The organism is uncultured Gimesia sp. (assembly GCF_963972345.1).
Lineage (GTDB): Bacteria > Planctomycetota > Planctomycetia > Planctomycetales > Planctomycetaceae > Gimesia.
This window is the reverse complement of record NZ_CAXAVM010000112.1, coordinates 1-22,647: the sequence shown is the minus strand read 5'-3', so window position 1 is coordinate 22,647 and position 22,647 is coordinate 1. Positions and strand designations below refer to the sequence as shown.

The following is a 22,647-nucleotide window of genomic DNA, read 5'->3' as shown; positions in this document are numbered from 1 at the left end:
CCGTAGCGCGGCAGCAGTTAAAAGCCTGGGTGAAGTCGCTGTGGTTTGCGCCCAATGAATTTGTGGAGAAGGGGGTTGAAGGGAAATTTCACGGTGTTTATATGCCATATTTCACTTACGATTCCATGACCAGTACCCGTTACTCCGGACAGCGGGGGGAATATTATTATGTCACCGTGGGCACCGGAAAGAATCGGCGGCAGGAGAGAAGGACACGGTGGTATCCCGCTTCTGGTTCCTTCCAGAATTTCTTCGATGATGTGATCATCCTGGCTTCGCATGGTCTGCCTCGCCAGTTAATTCGAGAACTGGAACCGTTTCCGCTGCATCTGATGGTGCCTTTTAAGCATGCTTATCTGGCGGGATTTACTGCGCGGACTTACGAGATCGAACTCGATGATGGATTTGTGCTGGGGAAAGAACGGATTGATGCCGCCCTGTATTCCGAAGTCTGCCAGCGCATTGGCGGCGATACCCAGCGGGTTGATGCGGTCGAGACTCAATATGATGCGATTACGTATAAACACCTGCTGTTGCCTTTGTGGCTGTTGAGCTACAAATACAAGGACAAATTGTATCAGGTCGCCGTGAATGCAGCGACCGGCGAAGTGAATGGGGAGCGTCCATACAGCTGGGTGAAAATCATGTTTGCTTCGGTGGCAGCAGCTGCGGTGGCAATCGGTGGAACCGTGCTGTTCAACCAGTAATTCGCATCCCGGCAGCTTGAGCCAGAATCGCAGGAATCTCTCGATTTATTCGAGTTTGTGACCTGTTTTGATGGGCAAGTCGCTGTAGTCTTCAGAAAATGGAAACAGATGCCTCACAACGGTTGCTGATCTGTCCGCAGGGAGGTAAAAAAAACGTAAGATTCCGCATTAATCCTGACCTGTGTTCCAGGGCAGGTACACTGGTAATATTCAATGTTAAGGAGTGCTTAAGAGATGACTCATCCGATTCGAGTTGCGGTAACCGGGGCAGCTGGCCAGATTGGTTATGCCATGCTGTTCCGTCTGGCTTCCGGGGAAATATTTGGCCCCGATCAGCCTGTCATTCTGCATCTTGTAGAAATTCCTCCGATGCTGTCGGCATTGGACGGAGTGGAGATGGAGCTCGAAGACTGTGCCTTCCCAACTCTGGCCGGTGTCGTGAAAGCGGACAGTGACCACCTGGAAGATGCGTTTGCAGACTGTAACTTTGTTGTCTGTGTGGGGAGTATCCCCCGTAAGGCCGGCATGGAACGTGGTGATCTGATCCGGATCAACGGTCCGATTTTCACCAGCACGGGTAAAGCGATTGAAGCTGCTGCTGCTGACGATGTGCGGGTGCTGGTGGTAGGGAATCCCTGTAACACCAACTGCCTGATCGCGATGAGTAATGCTCCCAAAGTACCCCGTGATCGCTGGTACGCCATGACCCGTCTGGATCAGAACCGTGCCATGTCGCAGATCGCCAGAAAAGCAGGTCAGCCTGTTTCTGCAGTCAAGAACATGAACATCTGGGGTAATCACTCAGCCACACAGTTCCCTGATTTCTATCATGCCACGATTCACGGGAATCCCGTTATTGAAATCATTGAAGATCATGACTGGTTGCGCGGTGAATTCATCGAAACCGTACAGAAACGCGGTGCAGCCGTCATTCAGGCGCGTGGTGCTTCCAGTGCCGCCTCGGCTGCGAATGCTGCTCTGGACACAATCAAGAGCATTATCACCCCGACACCGCTGGGTGAAAGCTTCTCAGCTGCTGTCTGCAGTGATGGCAGCTACGGCGTTGATGAAGGTCTGATCTGTGGTTACCCGCTGACCAGTGATGGCACCACCTGGAAAATCGTCGCAGGTCAGGAGCATGACGATTTTGCTCAGGCCAAATTTGAAGCCACTTTACAGGAACTGCGGGATGAACGCGATGTCGTTCGCGACCTGCTGCCTGGTTAAGGCTGTGTAAAGTTTGAAGTTTCAGTGAAAGAGTCACGCTCAATCGACGTGGCTCTTTCTGTTTTTATTTACCGCGCATAAATCAAAGCCGAGTCGAAAAATGCATTCTGACGAGTTACGTAACATCGATAATCAGCATGTCTGGCATCCCTTTACCCAGATGCAGGGACACCGGGATGAGAATGTGCCCATCATTGAATCGGGGGAGGGCTTCTTCCTGATCGATACCCAGGGTCGTTCGTACCTGGATGGCGTTTCGTCACTGTGGTGCAATGTGCACGGGCACCGCGTGCCTGAACTGGATCAGGCGATTCGCGCTCAACTGGATCGAATTGCGCATTCGACATTACTCGGGCTGGCAAGTGTGCCTTCCATCGAACTGGCGGAGGAACTCGTCAAACGCACGTCTGCAGATTTGACCAAAGTGTTTTATTCAGACAGTGGTTCGACGGCAGTGGAAATCGCGTTGAAGATGGCATTTCAATATCATGCAAACAAATCCCCTGCCGAAACGCAGCCCCGCGATTTGTTTGCCTGTATGCAACACGCATATCATGGTGATACGATCGGTTCGGTGAGTGTCGGCGGAATATCCATTTTTCATCAGATCTTCGGCAAGCTGCTGTTTGAATCGGTTCAGATTCCCTGCCCTGTTTCCTATCATCGCCCCGAAGGTTATACCGAGGAAAGTTACATTGAATTCTGCTTTGCCGAACTGGATCGACTGCTGGCAGAACATCATCGGCGACTGGCGGCTTTTGTGATTGAGCCACTGGTGCAGGGAGCAGCCGGCATGCTGATTCATCCCGCTGGTTATCTGAAACGTGTGCGGGAGCTGACGAGCCAGTATGGGATTCCCCTGATCGCAGATGAAGTGGCAGTTGGCCTGGGACGGACCGGGACCATGTTTGCCTGCGAACAGGAAGGGGTGACTCCCGATTTTCTCTGTCTGGCGAAAGGGATTACCGGCGGCTATCTGCCGTTAGCGGTCACCATGGCGACTGATGAAATCGCTGCTGCCTTCGAGGGGGCTCATACTGACTATAATGCCTTCTACCACGGCCACACTTATACGGGGAACGCCCTGGCATGTGCGGCGGCGCTGGCGACGTTGAAACTGTTCGATGAGAACAGCACGCTGGATAACGTTCGCGAGACCTCTGCCGTGCTGGCACAGAGACTGGCAGAGCTTAAAGATCATCCACATGTAGGCGAGATTCGACACAAAGGGGTAATGGTGGGGATCGAACTGGTCGCAGATCGGGATACCCGGGCTGCGTTTCCTGCAGAACGCCGCATGGGGCACCAGGTGACTCTGGCTGCCAGAAAGCAGGGCGTGATTGTGCGTCCCCTGGGCGATGTGGTAATACTGATGCCGGCTCCGGGAATGCCTGCTGAGTTGATCGGGCAGCTGTGTGATACCGTATTTGCCGCGATTGACGAAGCGATTCAGATGCAGGTGGCTTGAATCGAATCCTGTCTACTTCTGCTTATCTGACTGATCGGAACCTGCAGGTGGGTCTTGATTCTGCTGTCCCATCTGTTTGAGTACATCATTAATGTCAACGGTCTCAATATCTTTCAGGCTGTCCATCGACATGTCAGGACGCTGCATCAGTTTCGCGGTTCGACTGCGGGCAAATTTCTGATCGCTGACAATGAACCTCCAGATCAGAAAGCCCAGCGCGACACTGATCACCAGAAACAGACTGACAATGTATTTGACCGCACCTGAAGAAGAGGGAGCCGGTGTATCTGAGGGTGGGAACCAGCGGATCTGGCGTGCTACCAGCAGTGGTGCCGTCTGGAGTTTGCCGGCAGCGGAAGGATAACCCGTTTTCTTGAAGTAATAACCCGTAATCTGAACCGAAGGCATTTCTTGCAGGTCGTTACCGGTGGGAATCCCCTGCGGAAGTTGAGTACAGAGCACGCGCCAGGGATGAGTCCCGGAATCATTAGAGAAAAACCAGCCTTCATACAGGGAGTTCACACCGTATTGGTTTTCTTCCACAGGTACAGGCTTGAGACGTTTCAGTTGCCCCTTGACTGTCATCAATTTTCCCCGGTATTCGGGAGACTCGTTCATGACGACGACAAAGGGAGGGGCTGGTTCTGTTGACTGTTCCAGAACGTTCTGCGGAATTGCGGCCGCTTTGGCGAGCAGGTAGTACAGGGAGTTTGATTCATGATCGCGAATACCCAGAGTACTGTCAGAAACAGAGTTCAGGAGTCGCGGATCAACGCGTACATCAAATTCACCCGTTTCCAGCCGGGCGATGACCTGGGCGGGTACCTCGATTTCAGGAGCGGGCTCTGATCGAAACTCGTCCGGCTTCAGCGCTGGTTCTTCTCTGACACTGAAATCGATTTCGCTGGGATTCACTTGCGCCTGTTGCCGGGCAGGATCGTCTGCCGGACGTCCTGTGAGCCAGTACCAGTTCTCTTCGCGTGATGCATATAGCATCCCCAGAAAGATCACGCCCAGAGCGGCAACCAGTCGAAACAGCCGGATCTGATCACGGCGGCTGAAATAGGAAGGCGTCGTTGATCGTTTGTGAAATCGCATTCAACAATGCCCTTTTTCAGGTTCCTGTTCTTAATGATTCCCGCTGCAGTCCGGATCGACGGCAAGCGGGAACTCTGGTTATTTTCGTTTGGGTTTATACATGTGTGTGGCCTGACCGATGAAGGCTTCTGCGCCTTCCATCAGGGTTTCTGACAGCGTGGGATGTGCATGAATGCTTTCGGCGACATCTTCTGCGACGGCAGCCATCTCGACAGCCAGTACGCCTTCGGCGATCAGTTCACCGGCGCCGGGTCCTACGATGCCAACGCCGAGTACGCGTCCGGTTTTTTTATCGAAGATCATTTTGGTGAGACCTTCTGTGCGGCCCAGAGTCTGTGCCCGCCCTGAAGCGGCCCAGGGGAAGCGGGTGATTTCCACATCCAGTCCCTGGTCTTTGGCTTCCTGCTCGGTCACGCCACACCAGGCAATTTCCGGATCGGTAAAGACGACCGCGGGAATGGCGATGTTATCGAACTCGCCGAATTCGCCGGCAATACTTTCGACGGCGACTTTGGCTTCGCGGGTGGCTTTGTGTGCCAGCATGGGTTCGCCGGCGATATCACCAATTGCATAGATGTGAGGCTCGGCGGTTCTCTGCTGCGCGTCGTGTTTGATGAAGCCGCGGTCGTCGAGTTCCAGTTTTGTATTCTCGAATCCAATGCCTTTGTTGTTCGGACGACGGCCGATCGAAATCAATACGCGGTCAAAGAGTTGCTGGGGTTCAACCCCTTCACCGCTCAGATCGGCAGTGATGCCTTCTTCTCCCGGTGTCAGTTTTTCAACTTTGGTATTCAGGTGAATTGCCGCGAAGCTTTCGGTAAGTCGCTTCTGCAGTGGCCGTACCAGGTCGCGGTCGGCACCGGGGAGCAGTCCACCCGTCATTTCGACTACAGTGACTTCGGAACCGAGGGCCGCGTAGACGCTCCCCATTTCCAGGCCGATGTAACCGCCGCCCACGACGAGCAGTTTTGCGGGGATGTCGGCCAGTTCCAGGGCGCCGCTGGAATCCATGATCCGATCATCATCCAGGTCGAATACGGGAGGCACAGCCGGTGAGGAACCAGTGGCCACAATGGCGTATTTGAATTGAATGGTTTCTTTCGTGCCATCCTGTTTGGAGACTTCGACCGAGTGGGCATCTTTGAAGCGGCCGAAGCCTTTGAGGATTTCCACATTGCGGGCGCCGGCCAGTTGCCCGATACCGCCGGTCAATTGGGTCACCACTTTGTTTTTGAAGTCCCGCAGTTGATCGAGGTTGATCTCCGGCTTCTGAAAGGTGATGCCCCACTCAGCGGATTCTTTTGTTTCATTAATCAGCTTGGCAACGTGCAACAGTGCTTTGGAGGGGATACAACCCCGGTTCAGGCAGACGCCACCGGGGGCGACGTCATCATTGACCATAATGACTTTGTAACCTTTGTCGGCTGCTTCGAATGCCGCCGGATACCCGCCGGGGCCACCGCCGATGACCACAATATCCGTTTCTCTGGTAGCTGATCCAGACATAATATCGATAAACCTTTTATTGTATTACTTCAGTGTAGATTACGAGCTCAGCAGTCAACCAGCAGATTGAACGGATCGGAGAGCAAACTGGAAAGACGCACGATGAATCGGGCCGCATCGGCACCGTTAATTACCCGATGGTCGTATGATAACGACAAAGGCAGCATCAGGCGCGAAACGGGTTTGTCATCGATCAGCTGGAATTCACGACGCGAACGAGACATGCCCAGGATGGCGACTTCCGGATAATTGACGATCGGCGTAAACGATGTTCCACCCAGGCCACCCAGATTGGTGATGGTGAAGGTCCCGCCCTGCATGTCATTCATTTCCAGTCTGCGATCGCGCGCCTTGATGGCCAGCGCGTTCATTTCGTTGGCAATGGTGATGATGTTTTTCTTGTCAACATCTTTCACGACAGGGACAACCAGTCCGTTTTCGGTATCAACGGCAACACCGATGTTGATGTAGTTCTTGAAGACAATTTCATCGGTCTGCGAATTGAAGCTGGAGTTAAAACTCGGATATTCGTGCAGAGCAATGGCAATGGCTTTCATGGCCAGAGCGGTCATCGTGACTTTGGGACCCGAATAATTGGGCTTGGAGATAAACAGTTTTCGCGCGGTCTCCAGGTCGGTGATATCCGCCAGGTCATGTTGAGTGACATGCGGAATGACCTGCCAGGACAGACTGAGGTTTTTGGCAGAGACGCGGGAAAGCTTATTGAGTTTCTTACGTTCGACTTCTCCAAACTGGGTAAAGTCGGGCAGGGGAGGTACAGCGATGCCGCCACCCCCTGCAGAACTGCCATTGGCAATCAGATTTTTGACGTAATTTTCGACATCTTCCTGTGTCACCCGGCCACCGGCTTCAGAGCCACTGACCTGATACAGATCGACGCCCAGTTTGCGAGCCAGTTTGCGTGTGGCAGGTCCGGCGGGGACAGGCGCTTTATTTCCCGATGAGTCCGTATCGGCTGGCCGCACAGGAGCCGTTGCCGGCTTGGATGTCGACTTGCTTTCCTGCTTGCGATTTTCCTTTGGTTTTTCCTCAGTCGGCTGTTCTTTCGAGGACGCCTCTGGCTCTGACTCTTCTGCTTCCGGTTCCGCTTCTGGTTCTTCTGACTTGGCTTCTGCTGATTTTTCATCTTTGGCAGGAGCGGATGCTTCGCCGTTGGATTCATTGATTAACAGTAGAACCGCGCCAATCGAAACCGAATCGCCTTCAGAAACTTTGAGTTCTTCGATGGTCCCTGAGTAAGGCGATTCAAGCTGGACCACCGCCTTATCGGTTTCGATGTCCATCAGAACCTGTCCCTGCTCCACTGTATCGCCTACCGCGACAGAGATTTGTCCGACATCTGCTGTCTCGACACCCTCACTCACTTCAGGAAGTTTAAATTCAGTAGCCATAGTTTTGTGTTCTATCTTCTTGTAGTAATGCTTCAATGAAACCTGTGGTTATGGGAGTTAAGCGAGCCGTGGATTTACTTTCTCCGGATCGATTCCCAGGTCTTTGATGATGGCAGGCAGCTTTGATTTATCGAACTGACCTTCTTCGGCTAATGAGACCAGCGTTGCAACCACTACGTTTTCAGCATCGATTTCAAAATGACGTCTGAGTGATTCACGGGTTTCACTGCGACCAAAGCCGTCTGTTCCCAGTACACAATAGTTGCCTGGAATGTCTTCACGAATCTGGTCGGCGACCAGTTTGATATTATCACTGGATGCGATGAAGGGGCCAGCGACACCTTCAAAGAGCGTATCCAGATATGATTTCTGTGGTTCGGCATCAGGATGCAGCCGGTTCTCACGTTCGATATCTTTCACATTGCGGGCCAGCTGGTTATAGCTGGTGACACTCCAGACATCGGTGGCAATATTAAATTTCTCTGCCAGGATTTCCTGGGCTCGCAGGACTTCACGCAGGATCAGACCACTGCCGAACAGTTGTGGCCGCATTTCGACAGCCGGTTTTTCGACTTCCTGCGACCGGAATTTATAAATCCCTTTGATGATGCCATCGACAACATCTTCGCCTTCAGGTATCGGGGCCATTTCGTAGTTTTCATTGTAGACGGAGAGATAGTAGAAGATCTCTTCGCCTTCCTGGTACATGCGTCGCAGACCTTCCTGGATGATCACTGCCAGCTCATAAGCGTAGGCAGGATCGTATGCCAGTAAAGTCGGCACGGTGGAAGCCATCACGTGGCTGTGTCCATCCTGATGCTGCAGACCTTCTCCGTTGAGCGTGGTTCTACCGGAGGTACCACCCAGCATGAAACCTTTGGTCCGCGAGTCGGCAGCAGCCCAGACCAGATCGCCCACACGCTGGAAGCCGAACATGGAGTAATAAACATAGAAGGGAATCATGTTGACGCCCTGGTTGGCGTAGGCGGTGCCTGCCGCGATGAACGAAGAAATCGCTCCCGCTTCATTGATGCCTTCTTCCAGAATCTGTCCGTCTTTGGCTTCCTTGTAATACATCAGCTGATCACGGTCGACCGGTTCATACAACTGACCCTGGCTGGCATAGATCCCACACTGTTTGAAGAGACCTTCCATACCAAAGGTACGGGCTTCATCGGGAATGATGGGCACAATCCGCTTGCCGATGACTTTATCTCGCAGCAGATTTCCCAGCAGGATGCCGAATGCGCCGGTGGTGGAACCTTTTTTGCCAGCCATGCTCGTCAGGAATTTATCGAGCGATTCCAGGCTTGGTGTTTCCAGCCGTTCTTCGGTTGGCGTCCGCTTGGGAAGATAGCCGCCGAGTTCTTCCCGTTTTTTCTGCAGGTACTGCATTTCGGGACTGTTTTCGTCTGGTTTATAGAACGGAGTGTCCTTGACGTCTTCATCACGGATGGGAATACCGAATCGAGACCGGAAATCTCTTAATTCTTCTTCATTTGCTTTTTTCACATTGTGAGCGATGTTGCGGCCTTCGCCAATCTCACCCAACCCATAACCTTTGATCGTTTTTGCCAGGATCACGGTGGGAGAACCAGTGTGGTTCACGGCAGCATTATAAGCGGCATAGACTTTTTCCGGATCGTGGCCACCACGTTTCATGCGTTTGAGCTGGTCGTCGGACAGGTGTTCTGCCATTTTTGCCAGTTCGGGATTTTCCCCAAAGAAGTGCTCCCGAATGTAAGAGCCTGGTTCGACGACATACTTCTGGTACTGTCCATCGATGACCTCTCCCATGCGTTTGACAAGGTGACCATCTTCGTCTTCCGCGAGCAGGGGATCCCAGTCACTACCCCAGACCACCTTGATACAGTTCCAGCCGGCACCACGGAAAGCCGCTTCCAGTTCCTGGATGATTTTACCGTTCCCGCGAACAGGTCCATCCAGACGCTGCAGGTTACAGTTGATGACAAAGATCAGGTTATCCAGGTGTTCGCGTGATGCGAGTGTGATGGCACCGAGGGTTTCGGGTTCATCGGTTTCACCATCACCGACAAAACACCAGACCTTGGATTTGGAAGTATCCATGATGCCGCGATTATGCAGATAACGCAGGAAGCGTGCATGGTAAATGGACATGATGGGTCCCAGACCCATGGAGACGGTCGGGAACTGCCAGAAGTTCGGCATCAGCCAGGGATGCGGATAGGAAGAGAGTCCGCCGCCGCGGGGAATTTCCTGGCGGAAACGCTCCAGGTTTTCTTCTGTCAGACGTCCTTCAACGAAGGCACGGGCATAGACCCCTGGAGAAGCGTGTCCCTGAAAGTAGACCACGTCTCCCGAGTGGTCTTCCGTACGGGAATGGAAGAAGTGGTTGAATCCGACTTCACAGAGGGTGGCTGCGGAAGCGTAGGTTGAAATGTGTCCGCCGATGCCGTCGTGATATTTATTGGCCCGCACGACCATCGCCATCGCATTCCAGCGAATGATACTTTTGATGCGGCGTTCAATCTCACGATTTCCGGGAAACGGTGTCTGCTCGTCGACGGGAATGGTATTGATGTAAGGTGTGTTGGCCGTGAAGGGCATCGTCACTCCCTGACGATAGGCGCGTTCCTGCAGAATGGCCAGCACGTTTTTAACTCGTTCTTTACCGTAGCGGATGATAAGGTCATCCAGCGATTCAAACCATTCTTCCAGTTCTGCCGGATCGACTCCAGGCACTGCACCTGTAACTGTCTGTTCTACCATGAGATATGGTTCTTTCAACCTGCTTAAGTATGTTCGATGAGCGTAACTTCACTTAGATCACTGACAGTAGTTATCCAGGAAGAAATTACGCAGATGAGTTCTCAACAATTCTAGGGATGTACCGTGAGTAAGGGAACTGTCACGGTTCTTTTTTGGGATCGTTCAGCTTTCGGTTCAGAGTTGAGAATGCTGGGACAGATCCCGGTAAGGGAAATGCTAACTAATTTCTGTCTGTTTTGCGAGTCAAAGCAACGGGTCTAAACTCTTTAATAGACATAGCAAACGGCAAACAGAATTGCGACAGGATTCGGGAGGGAAATTTTGAGGAAAATGGGATGGGATTTCGGAAAAAGTTTCCGGGGAAAAGCAAGTCGTTCACCCCTTATTTATTGATCGGCAGTTGCTGTATGGAGCGTGAGTCCGTCTCGGATTTCCTGCCGGTGTAATAATAGCCAGTTGTGTTTTGATGGATCAAAATTTACAGGAAGGAAATCAAAGTTCGCAGTGTCCACAAGTCCTTGCCCCTTCTTAAGATCATTAATTATCGTGCATTTTTAACAATTCTGCCTGTTAAAATTGTTTTATCAAGTCAGATTCCCTAGTATGAGTTCAGTATCTCAGAAGAGAGACCTCGCTTTGTAAAGCATGACCTCAGAGAGTTTTAATTCCATGTACAGCACATCATCGGCTGAATTCCTGCAGACAGATTCATTCTCCCAACTGGGTGAGCGGGCGATTCTTACGGACCAGTCGAAGTCCTGTCAGTGTGAACTGCTGGCCGTGAAAAAAGCGGTGCGTATGCGGAAGGTCTGTGTCACACGTGAGCTGCAGAAACGAGCCGAGCAGATCTGCTCGACCGAGATCGAATATGTCTACAGTGAGCGTTTTGACCATGATGCCGCCAGCGATGAAATTCTGCAGCCCCTTCAGAAACTGTGTGCGGCCCTCAATTCGGATTCAGACTACGATCTGTCGGAATTTGATTTCCAGCAGGCCCAGCTGTATGCAGTTCCTCTCCTGGATAAAGAGCAGGAAGTCATTCTCTTTCGCGGGATGAACTACCTCAAATATCGGGCCGAGATGCTGAAGTCAGAGGTTGATCTGAAATCTCCCTGCATTGGACTTCTGGACCGGATCGAGCAGAAACTGAAGGACGCGCGGCGTCTTCGGAATTACATCATTCAGGCCAATCTGCGTCTGGTGGTCTCAATCGCCAAAAATCTGACGGATCGGGCCAACCTGCTGGAAGATATTGTCAGCGATGGCCATCTGCCGCTGATTCGTGCTGTCGAGATTTTTGATGTGGAGCGTGGTAACCGGTTCAGTACCTATGGAACCTGGGCGGTGCGTAACTTTCTGTTTCGCACGACCAAAAAAGGGCGCAAGTACCGCAAGACCTTTTTGAGTGGGGCAGAAACTCTGGCCCTGGGGTTGAGTGATAACCGCTCGACATCCCGGTCGCATGAAACCTATCATCAGAACATAGACGATGTTCTGCAGAAGGTGCTGAACACACTGGATGAGCGGGAGCAGTTAATATTGAAGCGTCGGTTCGGTCTGGAGAAATCAGACACTCCTGAAAAATTCCGTGAGATCGCGGAAGACCTGGGTGTGAGTACCGAGCGGGTGCGACAGTTGACAATCCGCTCACTGCAGAGAATGCGGGAAGCGATTGAGGAACAAAAACTGGAAATACCGGATATTCCGGAAATCATTTGAGTTCCCTGTAAAGAAACCATTCCGCATAATTGGTATCGAGTTCCCGCTGTGGTATAAGCATCACAGGCGCTGGCGCCTTTACCTGAAGTATCCCTTTTCACCATAGTTGAAAAATCATGAGTTCCGATTCCGACCCGCAAACCCCGTCCGAAGAGACATCGGCCGAAGATGACAGTCATCTGATCCGTCTGCAGAAATTTCTGGCAGCCACCGGTCTGGGTTCCCGACGTCACTGCGAAGAATATATCGAAACCGGACGCGTGACTATTGATGGTGATGTCGTCACTGAGTTAGGTGCGAAGGTCGATCCGGAAACGCAGGTCATCGAAGTTGATGGCGAGCGGGTGCGCCTGCAGCCGCGTCGTTATTATCTGTTGAACAAACCTTCGGGTTTTCTCTGTACCAATAATGATCCTGCCGGCAGGCGGAGGGTGGTCGATCTGTTTCCGAATGATGGCCAGCGGCTGTTTACCGTGGGACGACTGGATGAAAACAGCGAAGGTCTGATTCTGGTAACCAATGATGGTGAACTGGCGCAGCGTCTGGCCCATCCCCGGTACCGTGTGGCCCGCACTTACCATGTGCAGGTGGTTGGGAATCCCCCCCGCGAGAAGCTGGATGAACTCCGGAAAGGGGTTCGCTTCAAGGAAGGCGTGTTTCGGGTCTCCGGTCTCAAATATCTTAAAAAACAGGGCAAGAGCGCATTTCTTGAGTTAACGCTGCACGAAGGGCAGAATCGAGAAATTCGCCGCATGATGGCGCGGATCGGTCACAAGGTGATTCAACTCGTCCGGATCCGTTTCGGGCCGCTGAACCTGGGAAAACTCAAAACAGGGGAATCCCGGCGTTTATCTGACACCGAGCTGAAAAAATTGCGACAATTGTTAAATGAGAAGCATTCCCCGGACATCCGTCATCGAAAGGGACAGAAGAACGCTGCACCAGTGAAAGGCCGGGCCTCCCGCAAAACGGCGGTTAAGAGGTCGGGTGAACGGGGGGCAGCCGCCGGGAAATATATTTCAGAAACAACCCCAGGCGGAAAAAAGACTGGCGGAAAAAAGACTGATGTAAAAAAAACCGGTGTAAAAAAAACCGGTGTAAAAAAGACCGGCGAAAAAAGGACCGGTAGCGTTCAAAAAAAGGCCGGGGGAAAGCGGACTGTTTCCACAGGGCGGAAGCCTGCTGCAGACTCCACAAAACCGAAAACAACAGGACGTAGAATCATCGGCGATGATTCGGAAAAGCGAACACGTCAAGGAAAGCGAAAATGACAGAGGCTTCCCAATTCAGTCATTGTGCAACTCCCCGGTATCTTACAGCGCGTGTCATTGAGCAGGAACGCATGGCGCAAGACACGTATCGCTTGCGTATCGAGTGTCCCGAAGTGGCGCAGGTCATTTTGCCCGGTCAGTTTTTCATGATACGCGAACCGGATGTGAATGATCCGCTGCTGGGACGGCCCTTCGCGTTATACGATACCTGTCTGGATGATAAGGGTACGCCGACTGGCCTCGATTTTGGCTACGTCGTGGTCGGTAAGCTGACTTCCCGCATGACACACTGGCAGCCCGGTGATCGTGTCGAGATCTGGGGGCCGCTGGGAAACGGGTTTCCTCACCCGGGCAGCGGTTCACTGGTGATGGTGGCGGGGGGAATCGGGCAGACTCCCTTTCTGGCCACAGCACGAGAAGCACTGGGACTGCGCCAATACGGTCAACCCGAGCGTATATTGCCTGTATTGCCAGATTCTGTGAGCCTGTTATACGGCGCGCGATCCAAAGCATATCTGGCCGGCCTGGATGATTTTCAACTGGACGGACTCAATGTCGAAGTCGCGACCGATGATGGATCATACGGACATCAGGGCTTTGTGACCGAGTTGTTACAGCAGCGGATTGAGAGCGACTCACCCCCGTCAACGATTTTCAGTTGTGGGCCGGAACCGATGATGGAAGCGGTCAGCAAAATTGCATCCCGGGCGGGAATTACCTGTTGGCTGTCGCTGGAGACTCCGATGGCCTGCGGTTTTGGTGCCTGCTTCAGTTGCGTGGCGAAAGTCCGGATCAGTGATGATGAGTGGGATTATCGGCGGACCTGTGTCGAAGGACCGGTTTTCAATGCAGAATCTCTGATCTTTTAAGTCCGATTACTGTGGCTGAGTGAGGTTCCCGACGTTTGCGTCTGTCGCAGAGGCGCACCGGGGCACTCCTGTGAAACAGGTAGGGCAGAGAGGTATAACTTCCTTTAAAAACAGCGGTTGCAGCGAGATCATATTGACAGTTCTCCTTAAAAATCTTTATAGTCCTGCCAGCAGACAGGCCCGATAATGAGTGTGAAATATGATAAGCACAATCTGATCGATGCAGAATCTTTTGCCGAATTGACGCAAAGCCGGTCAGAGTCCGGTTCTAACGCTGGTTCAGATCAACAGGCCGAGAGTGCGCAGCAGCAGCAACTGATTCCCCCCGGTTTTAAAGTGCTGTTTGTCAGTGAAGTGCGACCGGTGTGGGTGAGTCTGGCATTACGGCTGGATGCAACAGGCTGCAGTGAACCACGGTTTGAATGGGTTTCCACCGCCGAAGAAGCGTTAACGCAATTGCGAAAAGACAGCTTTGACTGTCTGCTGATTCAGTTTGACGAGGTTCTGAAAAAGTCACGCCTGGAACTGTTGAATGCCATTCGTATCAGTGGGTGTCACGAGCCTGTTGTCCTGTTGTTGTCGCATCCCGATGACCAGGTGACGCTGGCTGCCTGTGAAAACCAGGCGGAAATCCTTGTTTCTCCCGCGATGTGGGAATCACCGGCATTATTAAGTGTCGTGCGTCGCGCCCTGTTTGTTCAACAACTCACTGAAGAAAACCATCAATTACAGGTGGACAAACATCGGCGTCTGATTCGTGAACGGGATGAAGCGGAACGACTGCTGAATCAGCAGCGCTCGATTGTAGAAGAACTGCAGACCCTGGTTTATCCCGATGCGATAAACGAAATGCAGTCTGAAACTGCAGGAGATAAACAGACGGATCCTCACAAATCTGATGCTGCAGCAGAACTTCCCCGGATACCCTTCGAGGTTCGAGATTACTATCACGAATTATTACGTACCTACGTAATCATGGGAGCGGGCAGCCTCAAAGATGAAATACTGCAGATCGCCGAACTACTGGCGGCTGTGGACTTAACGCCCCCCCAGGTGCTGGAATTTCATCTGGAGTGTGTAGAACTGATCGTCAAAGGGCTGGGCAATCGGAGTTCCCGACATGTAATGAGTCGAGCCGATCTGCTGGCACTGGAGATGATGGTTCATCTGGGGGAATGTTATCAGAAGAAAAACGGCAACTAAATTGTGGCCCGTTGTCGTGAAGTCTCTCTACGGGTAAGAACCGGGAAATAGTACGAGAGACGCTTTAAGAAATTGATGTGCTCCGGATTTTAAGAGAGTGCCCGTATTCTTTTCGTGATCCGTTCAATCGTCAGACCGGCAGCCAGTGATATGATTGACGGGGGAAGCGAGCGTGTTCTAAGTGGCTCTTATGAAACAGCTTGTGGCTTCGGTTTCTTATTTGTAAGAGTCCGTCAAAAAGTACTATAAATCATTTCCATAGCGACGTATAATAGAGCAAAATTAACTGTGCGATGTGGTCAGTTATTTAGTTTCTTCCCCACGAAACGCAGACCTTTGTAATTTTGACTGTCATGGCAGACAGACACATCGGGGTTGTTCGTTTCAGAGCATGAGATTGATTTACCAAATCTGATCCGCAAAATGCATTACCAATAATTGATCATGTCTGGGACATTGAGGATGGGTTCAGAAAAACTTGCCGGGGCAAATGCTCAGGCTTTAGAGACTTTGGTTCCCGAAGAATACAAAAAAGAAGCGGGCAAGTTCTGCCCGCATGCGGGCGTCGTTTCGCGTGGCTCCGGAATGTTTCAGGAGCAGGGACGACAGCTGCTGCTCAGTCGTCTTCGCGTGGCTTCATTGCTGCTGGCTTTGGCGACTTCGGCGTTTCTGATACGCGGCTTGTGGCTTGGTGAATTTGATGATTCACACGGACAGGAAATGCTTGTCCTGGATACCATCTTAACGGGAATCCTGTTTTCTGTCGCTGGTGTCCTGTGGTTGAAACCCTGCCTGTGCCTGTGGCGTCTGCGTATTTGTGAAGCGATCACTTTTGGTGCGCCTGCGGTATTTCTCATCTGGTGGCACTTCTGTGAGCTCTGCGCCTGCGATCCCATTTTATTGGGCAAAGTGGCGTTTGCATTTCCTCTGCGCACCGTCTTTCCCTGGATGATTCTGATTTATACTTACGGGTTTTTCATTCCCAACTCGCTGCGGGGTGTGATCTCTGTCGTGAGCCTGATGGTGATCAGCCCGCTCGTCGGAGCAGTGATGACGGGAAAGCAGGTGCCCCAGGTTTCAGAGGTACTCTACTCAGGCGGGTTGTCGGAAATGATCATTTTGCTGTTGATCGCTGCCAGTACCGCCGTCTATGGTTCGCATCGTGTGGGCAGTCTGAGACGCGAAGCCTTCGATGCGAAGAGCATCGGCATGTACACTTTGCGGAAGCAGGTAGGCAGCGGTGGGATGGGAGAAGTCTATCTGGCGGAACATCGTCTGCTCAAACGTCCGTGTGCCATTAAACTGATCCGGCGGGACAAGGTGGATGATGAAAACATCCTGTTGCGGTTCGAGAGTGAAGTGCAGGCGACCGCGGGATTAACACATCCCAATACGATCGAAATCTATGATTACGGCCATACCGAAGAGGGGACATTCTTTTATGTGATGGAGTTTCTGCCCGGGTTGAACCTGCAGGAAATCGTCGAACGCTTCGGCGTCCTGCCTCCGGAACGGGTTGTCTATCTGTTGAAGCAGGTCTGTTCTGCTCTGGCGGAAGCGCATCATAAAGGTCTGATTCATCGAGATATCAAACCCGGGAATATCTTTTCCGCTGAGCGTGGGGGGCTGTACGATGTTGCCAAGCTGCTGGATTTTGGACTGGTCAAGGATAAACGCTCGAATACCGATTCGTTGAACCTGACCATGGAAGGGGCTGTCGTCGGATCGCCTCTGTATACCAGTCCTGAAGCCGTGACCGGAGACGGGACTCCCGATCCCCGTTCTGATATCTACTCGCTGGGAGCCAGTGCCTACTATTTACTGACGGGCAAACCAGTCTTCGAAGGCGAAAATGCACTGAAGGTGATGTTCGCGCATGCGAGCGAGACGGTTATTCCTCCGTCGTCGATCAATCCCCGCATCCCGGAAGAACTGGAAGCGATCGTCATGAAGTGCCTGGAGAAGAAACCGGAAGATCGCTACCAGCGAGCAGAAGAACTGAGTGCCGCCTTGAAATTGCTCGAGGTTGATGAATGGACACAAGAGCAGGCGATTGCCTGGTGGTCAGAAGCAGAACAGCTCGTGCAGCAGGAACCGGACGCAGAATATGTATCAGATTACATGAAGGCGACCACGATTCTGCCTGTGAATGCCTGAGTCCGCACTGAGCCAGGTTTAAGTGCAGCTGCGCGACTTATCTTTTTCGATGCTGCCAGTTCAAACGGTCCCGGGTCAGGAAACCATGCCTGATGGCACAGTCGACACAGTAGATGTCATGGCCGTTCGTCACCATAATCTCACCATGCATTAACAGGTGGAAATGGTCCTGCCCGGGAAATTTGGAAAAGCAATATTCTTTGGAAGACGAGCGTTTGACGATGAGGTTGATGTTGTCTGTCTCGTTGACGGGCACATACAAGCGTGCATCGGGATTCTGATTTTGGTCCGTTTCGTTTTCCATGTGAGATTGCAGTCTAAGCTTGAACTTCTGGTACGGGGACACCCAGTTCCCCGGCAAGACTGGTCAGGGCTTCCCAGTTTCCTTTATCCAGAGAGATGCCTGTCGTTTTTCGGGTGGCAGCGGTTTTCTTTTCCGGATCGCCTGGCAGAAAGATCTCGCTGATTCCCTCTTTGAGGGGCACGCTTCTGACATACTTCTCCAGATTGGTGATTTCGTTGAGCAGATGGTTCTGGCCTCCCAGGTGACCGGGATCGATGACCACGACGAAGACACAGTTTCCCTGTGGCGGTGGTGGGTCAGGGAAAGCACATTGTCCGCCTGAAAGGGCACCGCAGAGCATTTCTACCATGAAAGAGAGCCCGAATCCTTTATAAGCCTGGTCACCGCCCATCGGAAGAATCGTGCCTGGAGGATTGCCGTAGAGCATATTGGGGTCTGTGGTGGGGTTTCCATCGGGGTCCAGGATCAGTCCGGGAGGAACCTGTTCGCCGGCGATTTTTTTGATGCGAACTTTGCCTTCTGCGGTGGCAGAGGTACCGAAGTCGAGTACAAACGGGCCTTCCGCACCGCCGGGCATGCCGATACAGATCGGGTTGGTTCCCAGTCGAGGTCGTTTGCCCCCGACGGGCGCGACGCGGGGGGCAGAGCCGTGTGTGTTGGCACAGATAATGGAAGCCATCCCCTGGGCGGCAGCCATTTCAGCATATTCCCCCAGGCGACCGATGTGTGAGGCACGCTTGAGTGTACCACAGGAGACGCCGAGTGTGCCCGCTTTTTCAATCAAACGATTCATCAACTCGTGCATGACAGTCTGGCCAAATCCCCAGCATCCGTCGCCGGCAATCGCTGCCGGTGTTTCATTGAGAATCTGCAGTTTCTCGCCGGCTTTCAGAATACCTTCTTTGACGCGGCCCAGATAAAAGGGAAGACGCATCACGCCGTGCGAGTCGTGCCCCAGCAGGTTGGCGTCGACCAGGCTATGGGAAACGATGCGTGCTTCTTCTTCATTCGCGCCTCCTTTAAGCAGGAGTGATTCGGTAAAGTCTTGCAATGACTGGGCAGAGATAACGGGCACTTCAGAAAGTCCTTCAGATAAGTGGTATGGTTGAGCCAATTCTGGACAAAAGCTGGAATTGCAGGATGCATCGGTTTCTATCATACAAACTATTTTATATCCGGTAAATTTAGGGGATATCAGGATTTTCCCTGTTGACCAGAAAAAACGACAGGCCCGAACTCCGTCGTTTGAATCTTTTGCACAGTAAGTTGAACCAACTGGTCTGATTAGATAAAAGAATAGCCCCGGAGAGAGACCGCCCCCCGGTTGTTCTGGAGGTGTTCGGGTATTGATCTTCAGTCCTGTTTTTTGAAATTCGTGGAAATCGGAGAAAAAGTCGGACCGATTAACGAATACGGAAAATTCATCATCTTCTCAAATTTTAACAAAGAGACGGGCGTTTCAACTCTTCTGACAGATGACCGTCTGGCTGGACGATACTCGTCAGGTCAACCTGTTGATTCGGGACGGGACGCAAGTCAGCGAACAGCTGACTTCACTGAAATCACAGGTGAACGAGATTTATTGCGAGAGGGACAGTGAATGAGTTTCAGTGTAGAGAACATCCAGTCACTTAACGAACTGCGACAATTTATTCATAAAACACTCTGTGAGAAAGAGAACCTGCTGGAAGAGCAGTTCTCGATGTCGGAAATGTCCCTGATTCGTCGGGGACGCAGTTGCGGACTGCAGTTCTCGATCAATGGCCCCCGTAGCGTCCGTCTGGGAGCAATCTGGGCTTCCGACTCGAATATGGTCTACTTCTATGATGCACGGGGCGAACGCTATGCCAAGGTCCATCTTCCCAATCGGATCTTTATGGCAGAAGAAGAAGCTGCCTGACCTCTGCTTTAATCTGTGTTGTTGCGCCCCGGGAGTGACGAGCGTGTTGCGCTGGTGGTCGTCAGTACCTGCAGGCGAGTCGCCGCTTTGCTGCTGCCATACTTTTCCGCGTTGCGATAATGCAGAATGGCAATTGTAGGCGTCGAATGTTTTTTCTCTGCCTGCTGCCCCAGTTCATAAAATCGTTCCGCCTTGGACTGCCTGATTTCGCTGGCGTTTGAAATCGTTTCCGCGGTACCGCTGGCGGTTGACCGATTTTCAGTGGGCTGATTCAGTAACTGGTTTCTCCAGTGCTGATATGCGGAAGGATTGTATGGGGAGTCGCGTAACACGCGCGGCGCGGAATTGAGCAGCATCTGATCCATGGCTTCAAAATCATGGATATAAACGCTCACATTGCTGGTTGCACTCTGAAAAGAGTGACCGTACGAGGAACCACCGCGAAACGGTCCTGACTGTCTGAAATGGGAGGCCCCTGATTGAACTCCTCCCAGCAATGCAGAACCTCGATCGGGAACAGTCAGTGTTGTTCCCGTTGAAAATTGTTGTACGATGGGTTGCTGGATTCTGACAGCCTGTGCTTCCGCGATTTCGAGAGGGGCGACGATCAGGCAGATCAACGTGCTTCCGCATGCAATGATTGATTTCATGGCTGGTCTTTCTGATCAGACGGTGTCCCCGTTTATTGTTGCGTCTTCCAGGTCAAGGGGACGGATCATAGTGCCGGGGCATAGATACCAGGAATTTTCGTTCGGGAGTCGCGATGGTTAATAGTGATACGCTCCCGAATTTGAGACTGATTGAACTCTCTATCGTAAGGCATCAGTCTGGGATCGACAACTGTTTTTTCAGGATGTGACACCGCAATTTGTTGTGATGCAGACTCTTGATTGATTCGAGAGTAACCACTTTCAATATCCGGAGTGAAGATGAAATTGTTCTATAGCTCAGCAGTGAAATGGTTTGCGGGAATAGTATTGCTGCTGTCATGCATGTTCAGTGCAGCAGAAGGTGTGTCGGCAGAAAATCGTCCCAATGTGATCATCGTTCTGACCGACGACCAGGGATATGGCGATGTCGGGTTTCACAATAATCCCAAAATCAGAACACCTCACCTGGATCAACTGGCCCGGAAGAGCATCGAACTGACCCGGTTCTATTGCAGTCCGGTGTGTGCACCGACGCGTGCCAGCCTGTTGACCGGTCGCAACTATTATCGTACGGGAGTCATTCATACCTCGCGTGGCGGCGCGAAAATGCAGGGTGATGAGGTCACGCTTGCCGAGTTGCTGCAGCTGGCGGGCTACCAGACCGGGATCTTCGGGAAATGGCACCTGGGGGATAATTATCCGATGCGGCCGCAGGATCAGGGCTTTGCAGAAACACTGATTCATAAAAGTGGCGGGATTGGACAGAGTCCCGATCAGCCCAACAGTTATTTTCATCCGAAGCTCTGGAAGAACGGGGATGCATTTGAATCGACCGGCTATTGCACGGATGTGTTTTTTGATGAGGCGCTGAAATTTATGGATCGACAGCAGCAGGCAGAGAAACCGTTTTTTGTTTATCTGGCGACGAATGCACCGCATACACCTCTGGAGATCGCTGAATCGTACTGGAAGCCTTATCAGCAGCAGGGGCTCGATGAAACGACGGCCCGCGTGTATGGGATGCTTACAAACCTGGATGAAAACATAGGAAAACTGCTCTCGCATCTGGATCGCAGCGGACTGGCCGAATCGACCCTGGTGATATTTCTGGGAGATAATGGTCCGCAGCAGAAGCGATATACGGCAGGGCTCCGCGGTCGGAAATCCTGGATCTATGAAGGGGGGATTAGGGTTCCCTGCCTGGCGTACTGGCCTGGTCATTTTCGGGAAGGGGAGAAGATCGATCAGATCGCCGCTCATATCGATTTGCTGCCTACTCTGTTGACCCTGACAAATACACCGCGGCCTGAAGCCCTCAAACTGGATGGAGTCGATCTGTCACCATTATTGACAGGCAGTCAACAGAAGCTGCCGGAGCGGAGCCTGTTTTTCCAGGTGCATCGAGGGTTGATGCCTCAACGCTATCAGAATTTCGCAGTGGTGACAGAGCGGTTTAAGCTGGCAGGTTATCCCGGCACATTTGGAAATGAAAACCTGAGGCTACAGGCGGTGCCCGTACTGGAACTGTATGATCTGTCAAACGACCCGGGGGAACAAGAGAATGTGTTGCACGCACATCCCGAGACAGTAAAAGATCTGCTCTCACAATACGAAGCCTGGTTTTCGGAAATGAAAGCAGCCCGGAACTTTGAACCAGGCCTGATTGTGATCGATCAGATGAAGGAGCACCCCAGTGTCTTGTGCCGTTATCAGGATGGAACGTTCCAGCGAGGAGTTTCAGAAGGCTGGATGGTAAAAATCGTCCGAGCGGGCCTGTATCAAATCAAGATCAAGCGACAAACAGAAAAACCAGGCAAACTTTTTGTGAACTGGCAGGGCAGAACCGTGCATGAATACCTGGCGGCGGAAGAGTCAACTGCAGAGTTTGAACTGAAAGCCGGGACGGGACTGCTCGATATCTGCTTCCAGGCAGAGGGAGAGGATCGGATTTATCCCGGCGATAACAGTACACGGGGAGATGTCGTTCTTACTCAGATGAAATAAAAAAACCGGCGGGGAAATCTGGTTCCCAGCCGGTTATGCTGAATCATGTATTTAGTGGGGCGTCCTAGTAGTTCCAGTCCAGACCGACACTCCAGGTTCCGACACTCCATTTTTCCCGCTTCACATCAATGGAAGGAAACAGGCCTCGTGTTGGCATCCCGGTCCAGAGAATACTTTCGTAAGGGCGAGTGACTTCGCCGGCGACAATGTAAGTGTAGCCGACTTTCAGTTTGGCTTCTTCCAGCAGTTTCATGCGTTTCAGTACTGGTACTTTGTCGAAGAGGTTCATTTCTGCGAAGATCGACTGTTCAAACAATGGTGAAACGTGCGTGTGAGTCTGGTAGTCGCTGAACTGGTTTGGATTGGGATCAGCGGCGGTAGGTGTGATCAGGGCTTGAGGA

The 22,647-nt window shown here is 52.1% G+C and carries 17 protein-coding genes and 1 pseudogene; 10 read left to right on the top strand and 8 right to left on the bottom strand.

What is annotated here, in order from left to right; all coding sequences use genetic code 11:
• The 3 genes and pseudogenes from AACZ40_RS18000 to bioA form a co-directional block, all read left to right on the top strand.
• Positions 1–707 (top strand): annotated as a pseudogene (locus tag AACZ40_RS18000) (hypothetical protein); the annotation flags it as partial.
• Between the two features lie 234 nt (positions 708–941).
• The gene (locus AACZ40_RS17995) at positions 942–1,934 is read left to right on the top strand and encodes a malate dehydrogenase (RefSeq protein ID WP_291170789.1); all 993 of its coding nucleotides are present in this window, start codon (positions 942–944) and stop codon (positions 1,932–1,934) included.
• Positions 1,935–2,034: 100 nt separating this feature from the next.
• Entirely contained in the window at positions 2,035–3,402 is a 1,368-nt protein-coding gene (gene bioA, locus AACZ40_RS17990) for an adenosylmethionine--8-amino-7-oxononanoate transaminase (RefSeq protein ID WP_291170790.1), read from the top strand.
• A gap of 12 nt (positions 3,403–3,414) precedes the next feature.
• On the opposite strand, the gene AACZ40_RS17985 is transcribed toward bioA, so the two are convergent.
• The 4 genes from AACZ40_RS17985 to aceE form a co-directional block, all read right to left on the bottom strand.
• Complete coding sequence (locus AACZ40_RS17985) at positions 3,415–4,500, bottom strand: hypothetical protein (RefSeq protein ID WP_291170793.1); 1,086 nt, start codon at positions 4,498–4,500, stop codon at positions 3,415–3,417.
• 78 nt (positions 4,501–4,578) lie between these two features.
• Positions 4,579–6,006, bottom strand: coding sequence for a dihydrolipoyl dehydrogenase (gene lpdA / locus AACZ40_RS17980; protein WP_291170795.1), 1,428 nt, complete (start codon positions 6,004–6,006; stop codon positions 4,579–4,581).
• A gap of 47 nt (positions 6,007–6,053) precedes the next feature.
• Positions 6,054–7,418 (bottom strand): 2-oxo acid dehydrogenase subunit E2, encoded by a 1,365-nt coding sequence (locus AACZ40_RS17975; protein ID WP_291170796.1) that lies wholly within the window; start codon positions 7,416–7,418, stop codon positions 6,054–6,056.
• Between the two features lie 57 nt (positions 7,419–7,475).
• A complete protein-coding gene (gene aceE, locus AACZ40_RS17970; RefSeq protein ID WP_339675279.1) occupies positions 7,476–10,169 on the bottom strand; it encodes a pyruvate dehydrogenase (acetyl-transferring), homodimeric type in 2,694 nt (897 codons plus the stop codon).
• 669 nt (positions 10,170–10,838) lie between these two features.
• Here aceE and AACZ40_RS17965 point away from each other — a divergent pair.
• From AACZ40_RS17965 to AACZ40_RS17945, 5 genes are all read left to right on the top strand, one after another.
• Positions 10,839–11,888 carry a sigma-70 family RNA polymerase sigma factor gene (locus tag AACZ40_RS17965; protein WP_291170798.1) on the top strand — a complete coding sequence of 350 codons (1,050 nt, stop codon included), beginning with the start codon at positions 10,839–10,841 and terminating at the stop codon, positions 11,886–11,888.
• A gap of 116 nt (positions 11,889–12,004) precedes the next feature.
• Positions 12,005–13,159 (top strand): pseudouridine synthase, encoded by a 1,155-nt coding sequence (locus tag AACZ40_RS17960; protein WP_291170799.1) that lies wholly within the window; start codon positions 12,005–12,007, stop codon positions 13,157–13,159.
• Positions 13,156–14,028 carry a dihydroorotate dehydrogenase electron transfer subunit gene (locus AACZ40_RS17955; RefSeq protein WP_291170800.1) on the top strand — a complete coding sequence of 291 codons (873 nt, stop codon included), beginning with the start codon at positions 13,156–13,158 and terminating at the stop codon, positions 14,026–14,028. The genes AACZ40_RS17960 and AACZ40_RS17955 overlap by 4 nt, the downstream gene beginning before the upstream one ends.
• Before the next feature lie 186 nt (positions 14,029–14,214).
• Positions 14,215–15,231: a hypothetical protein gene (locus tag AACZ40_RS17950; protein WP_291170802.1), complete on the top strand. Its 1,017-nt coding sequence runs from the start codon at positions 14,215–14,217 to the stop codon at positions 15,229–15,231.
• Between the two features lie 462 nt (positions 15,232–15,693).
• Entirely contained in the window at positions 15,694–17,388 is a 1,695-nt protein-coding gene (locus tag AACZ40_RS17945; RefSeq protein ID WP_291170804.1) for a serine/threonine-protein kinase, read from the top strand.
• Positions 17,389–17,425: 37 nt separating this feature from the next.
• Here AACZ40_RS17945 and AACZ40_RS17940 read toward each other — a convergent pair whose 3' ends face one another.
• Both AACZ40_RS17940 and AACZ40_RS17935 read right to left on the bottom strand, forming a co-directional pair.
• Complete coding sequence (locus AACZ40_RS17940) at positions 17,426–17,692, bottom strand: hypothetical protein (RefSeq protein WP_291170806.1); 267 nt, start codon at positions 17,690–17,692, stop codon at positions 17,426–17,428.
• Between the two features lie 13 nt (positions 17,693–17,705).
• Entirely contained in the window at positions 17,706–18,767 is a 1,062-nt protein-coding gene (locus AACZ40_RS17935; RefSeq protein ID WP_291170808.1) for an Ldh family oxidoreductase, read from the bottom strand.
• Positions 18,768–19,292: 525 nt separating this feature from the next.
• Between AACZ40_RS17935 and AACZ40_RS17930 the strand changes: the two genes are divergently transcribed.
• Positions 19,293–19,592 (top strand): hypothetical protein, encoded by a 300-nt coding sequence (locus AACZ40_RS17930; protein WP_291170810.1) that lies wholly within the window; start codon positions 19,293–19,295, stop codon positions 19,590–19,592.
• A gap of 8 nt (positions 19,593–19,600) precedes the next feature.
• Here AACZ40_RS17930 and AACZ40_RS17925 read toward each other — a convergent pair whose 3' ends face one another.
• Entirely contained in the window at positions 19,601–20,242 is a 642-nt protein-coding gene (locus tag AACZ40_RS17925; RefSeq protein WP_291170812.1) for a hypothetical protein, read from the bottom strand.
• A gap of 279 nt (positions 20,243–20,521) precedes the next feature.
• On the opposite strand from AACZ40_RS17925, the gene AACZ40_RS17920 reads away from it, so the two are divergent.
• On the top strand, positions 20,522–22,246 hold the full coding sequence (locus AACZ40_RS17920; RefSeq protein ID WP_339675272.1) for an arylsulfatase: 1,725 nt from the start codon (positions 20,522–20,524) through the stop codon (positions 22,244–22,246).
• A gap of 64 nt (positions 22,247–22,310) precedes the next feature.
• Here AACZ40_RS17920 and AACZ40_RS17915 read toward each other — a convergent pair.
• Positions 22,311–22,647: hypothetical protein (locus tag AACZ40_RS17915; RefSeq protein ID WP_339675270.1), on the bottom strand; the 337-nt coding region annotated here is incomplete at its 5' end.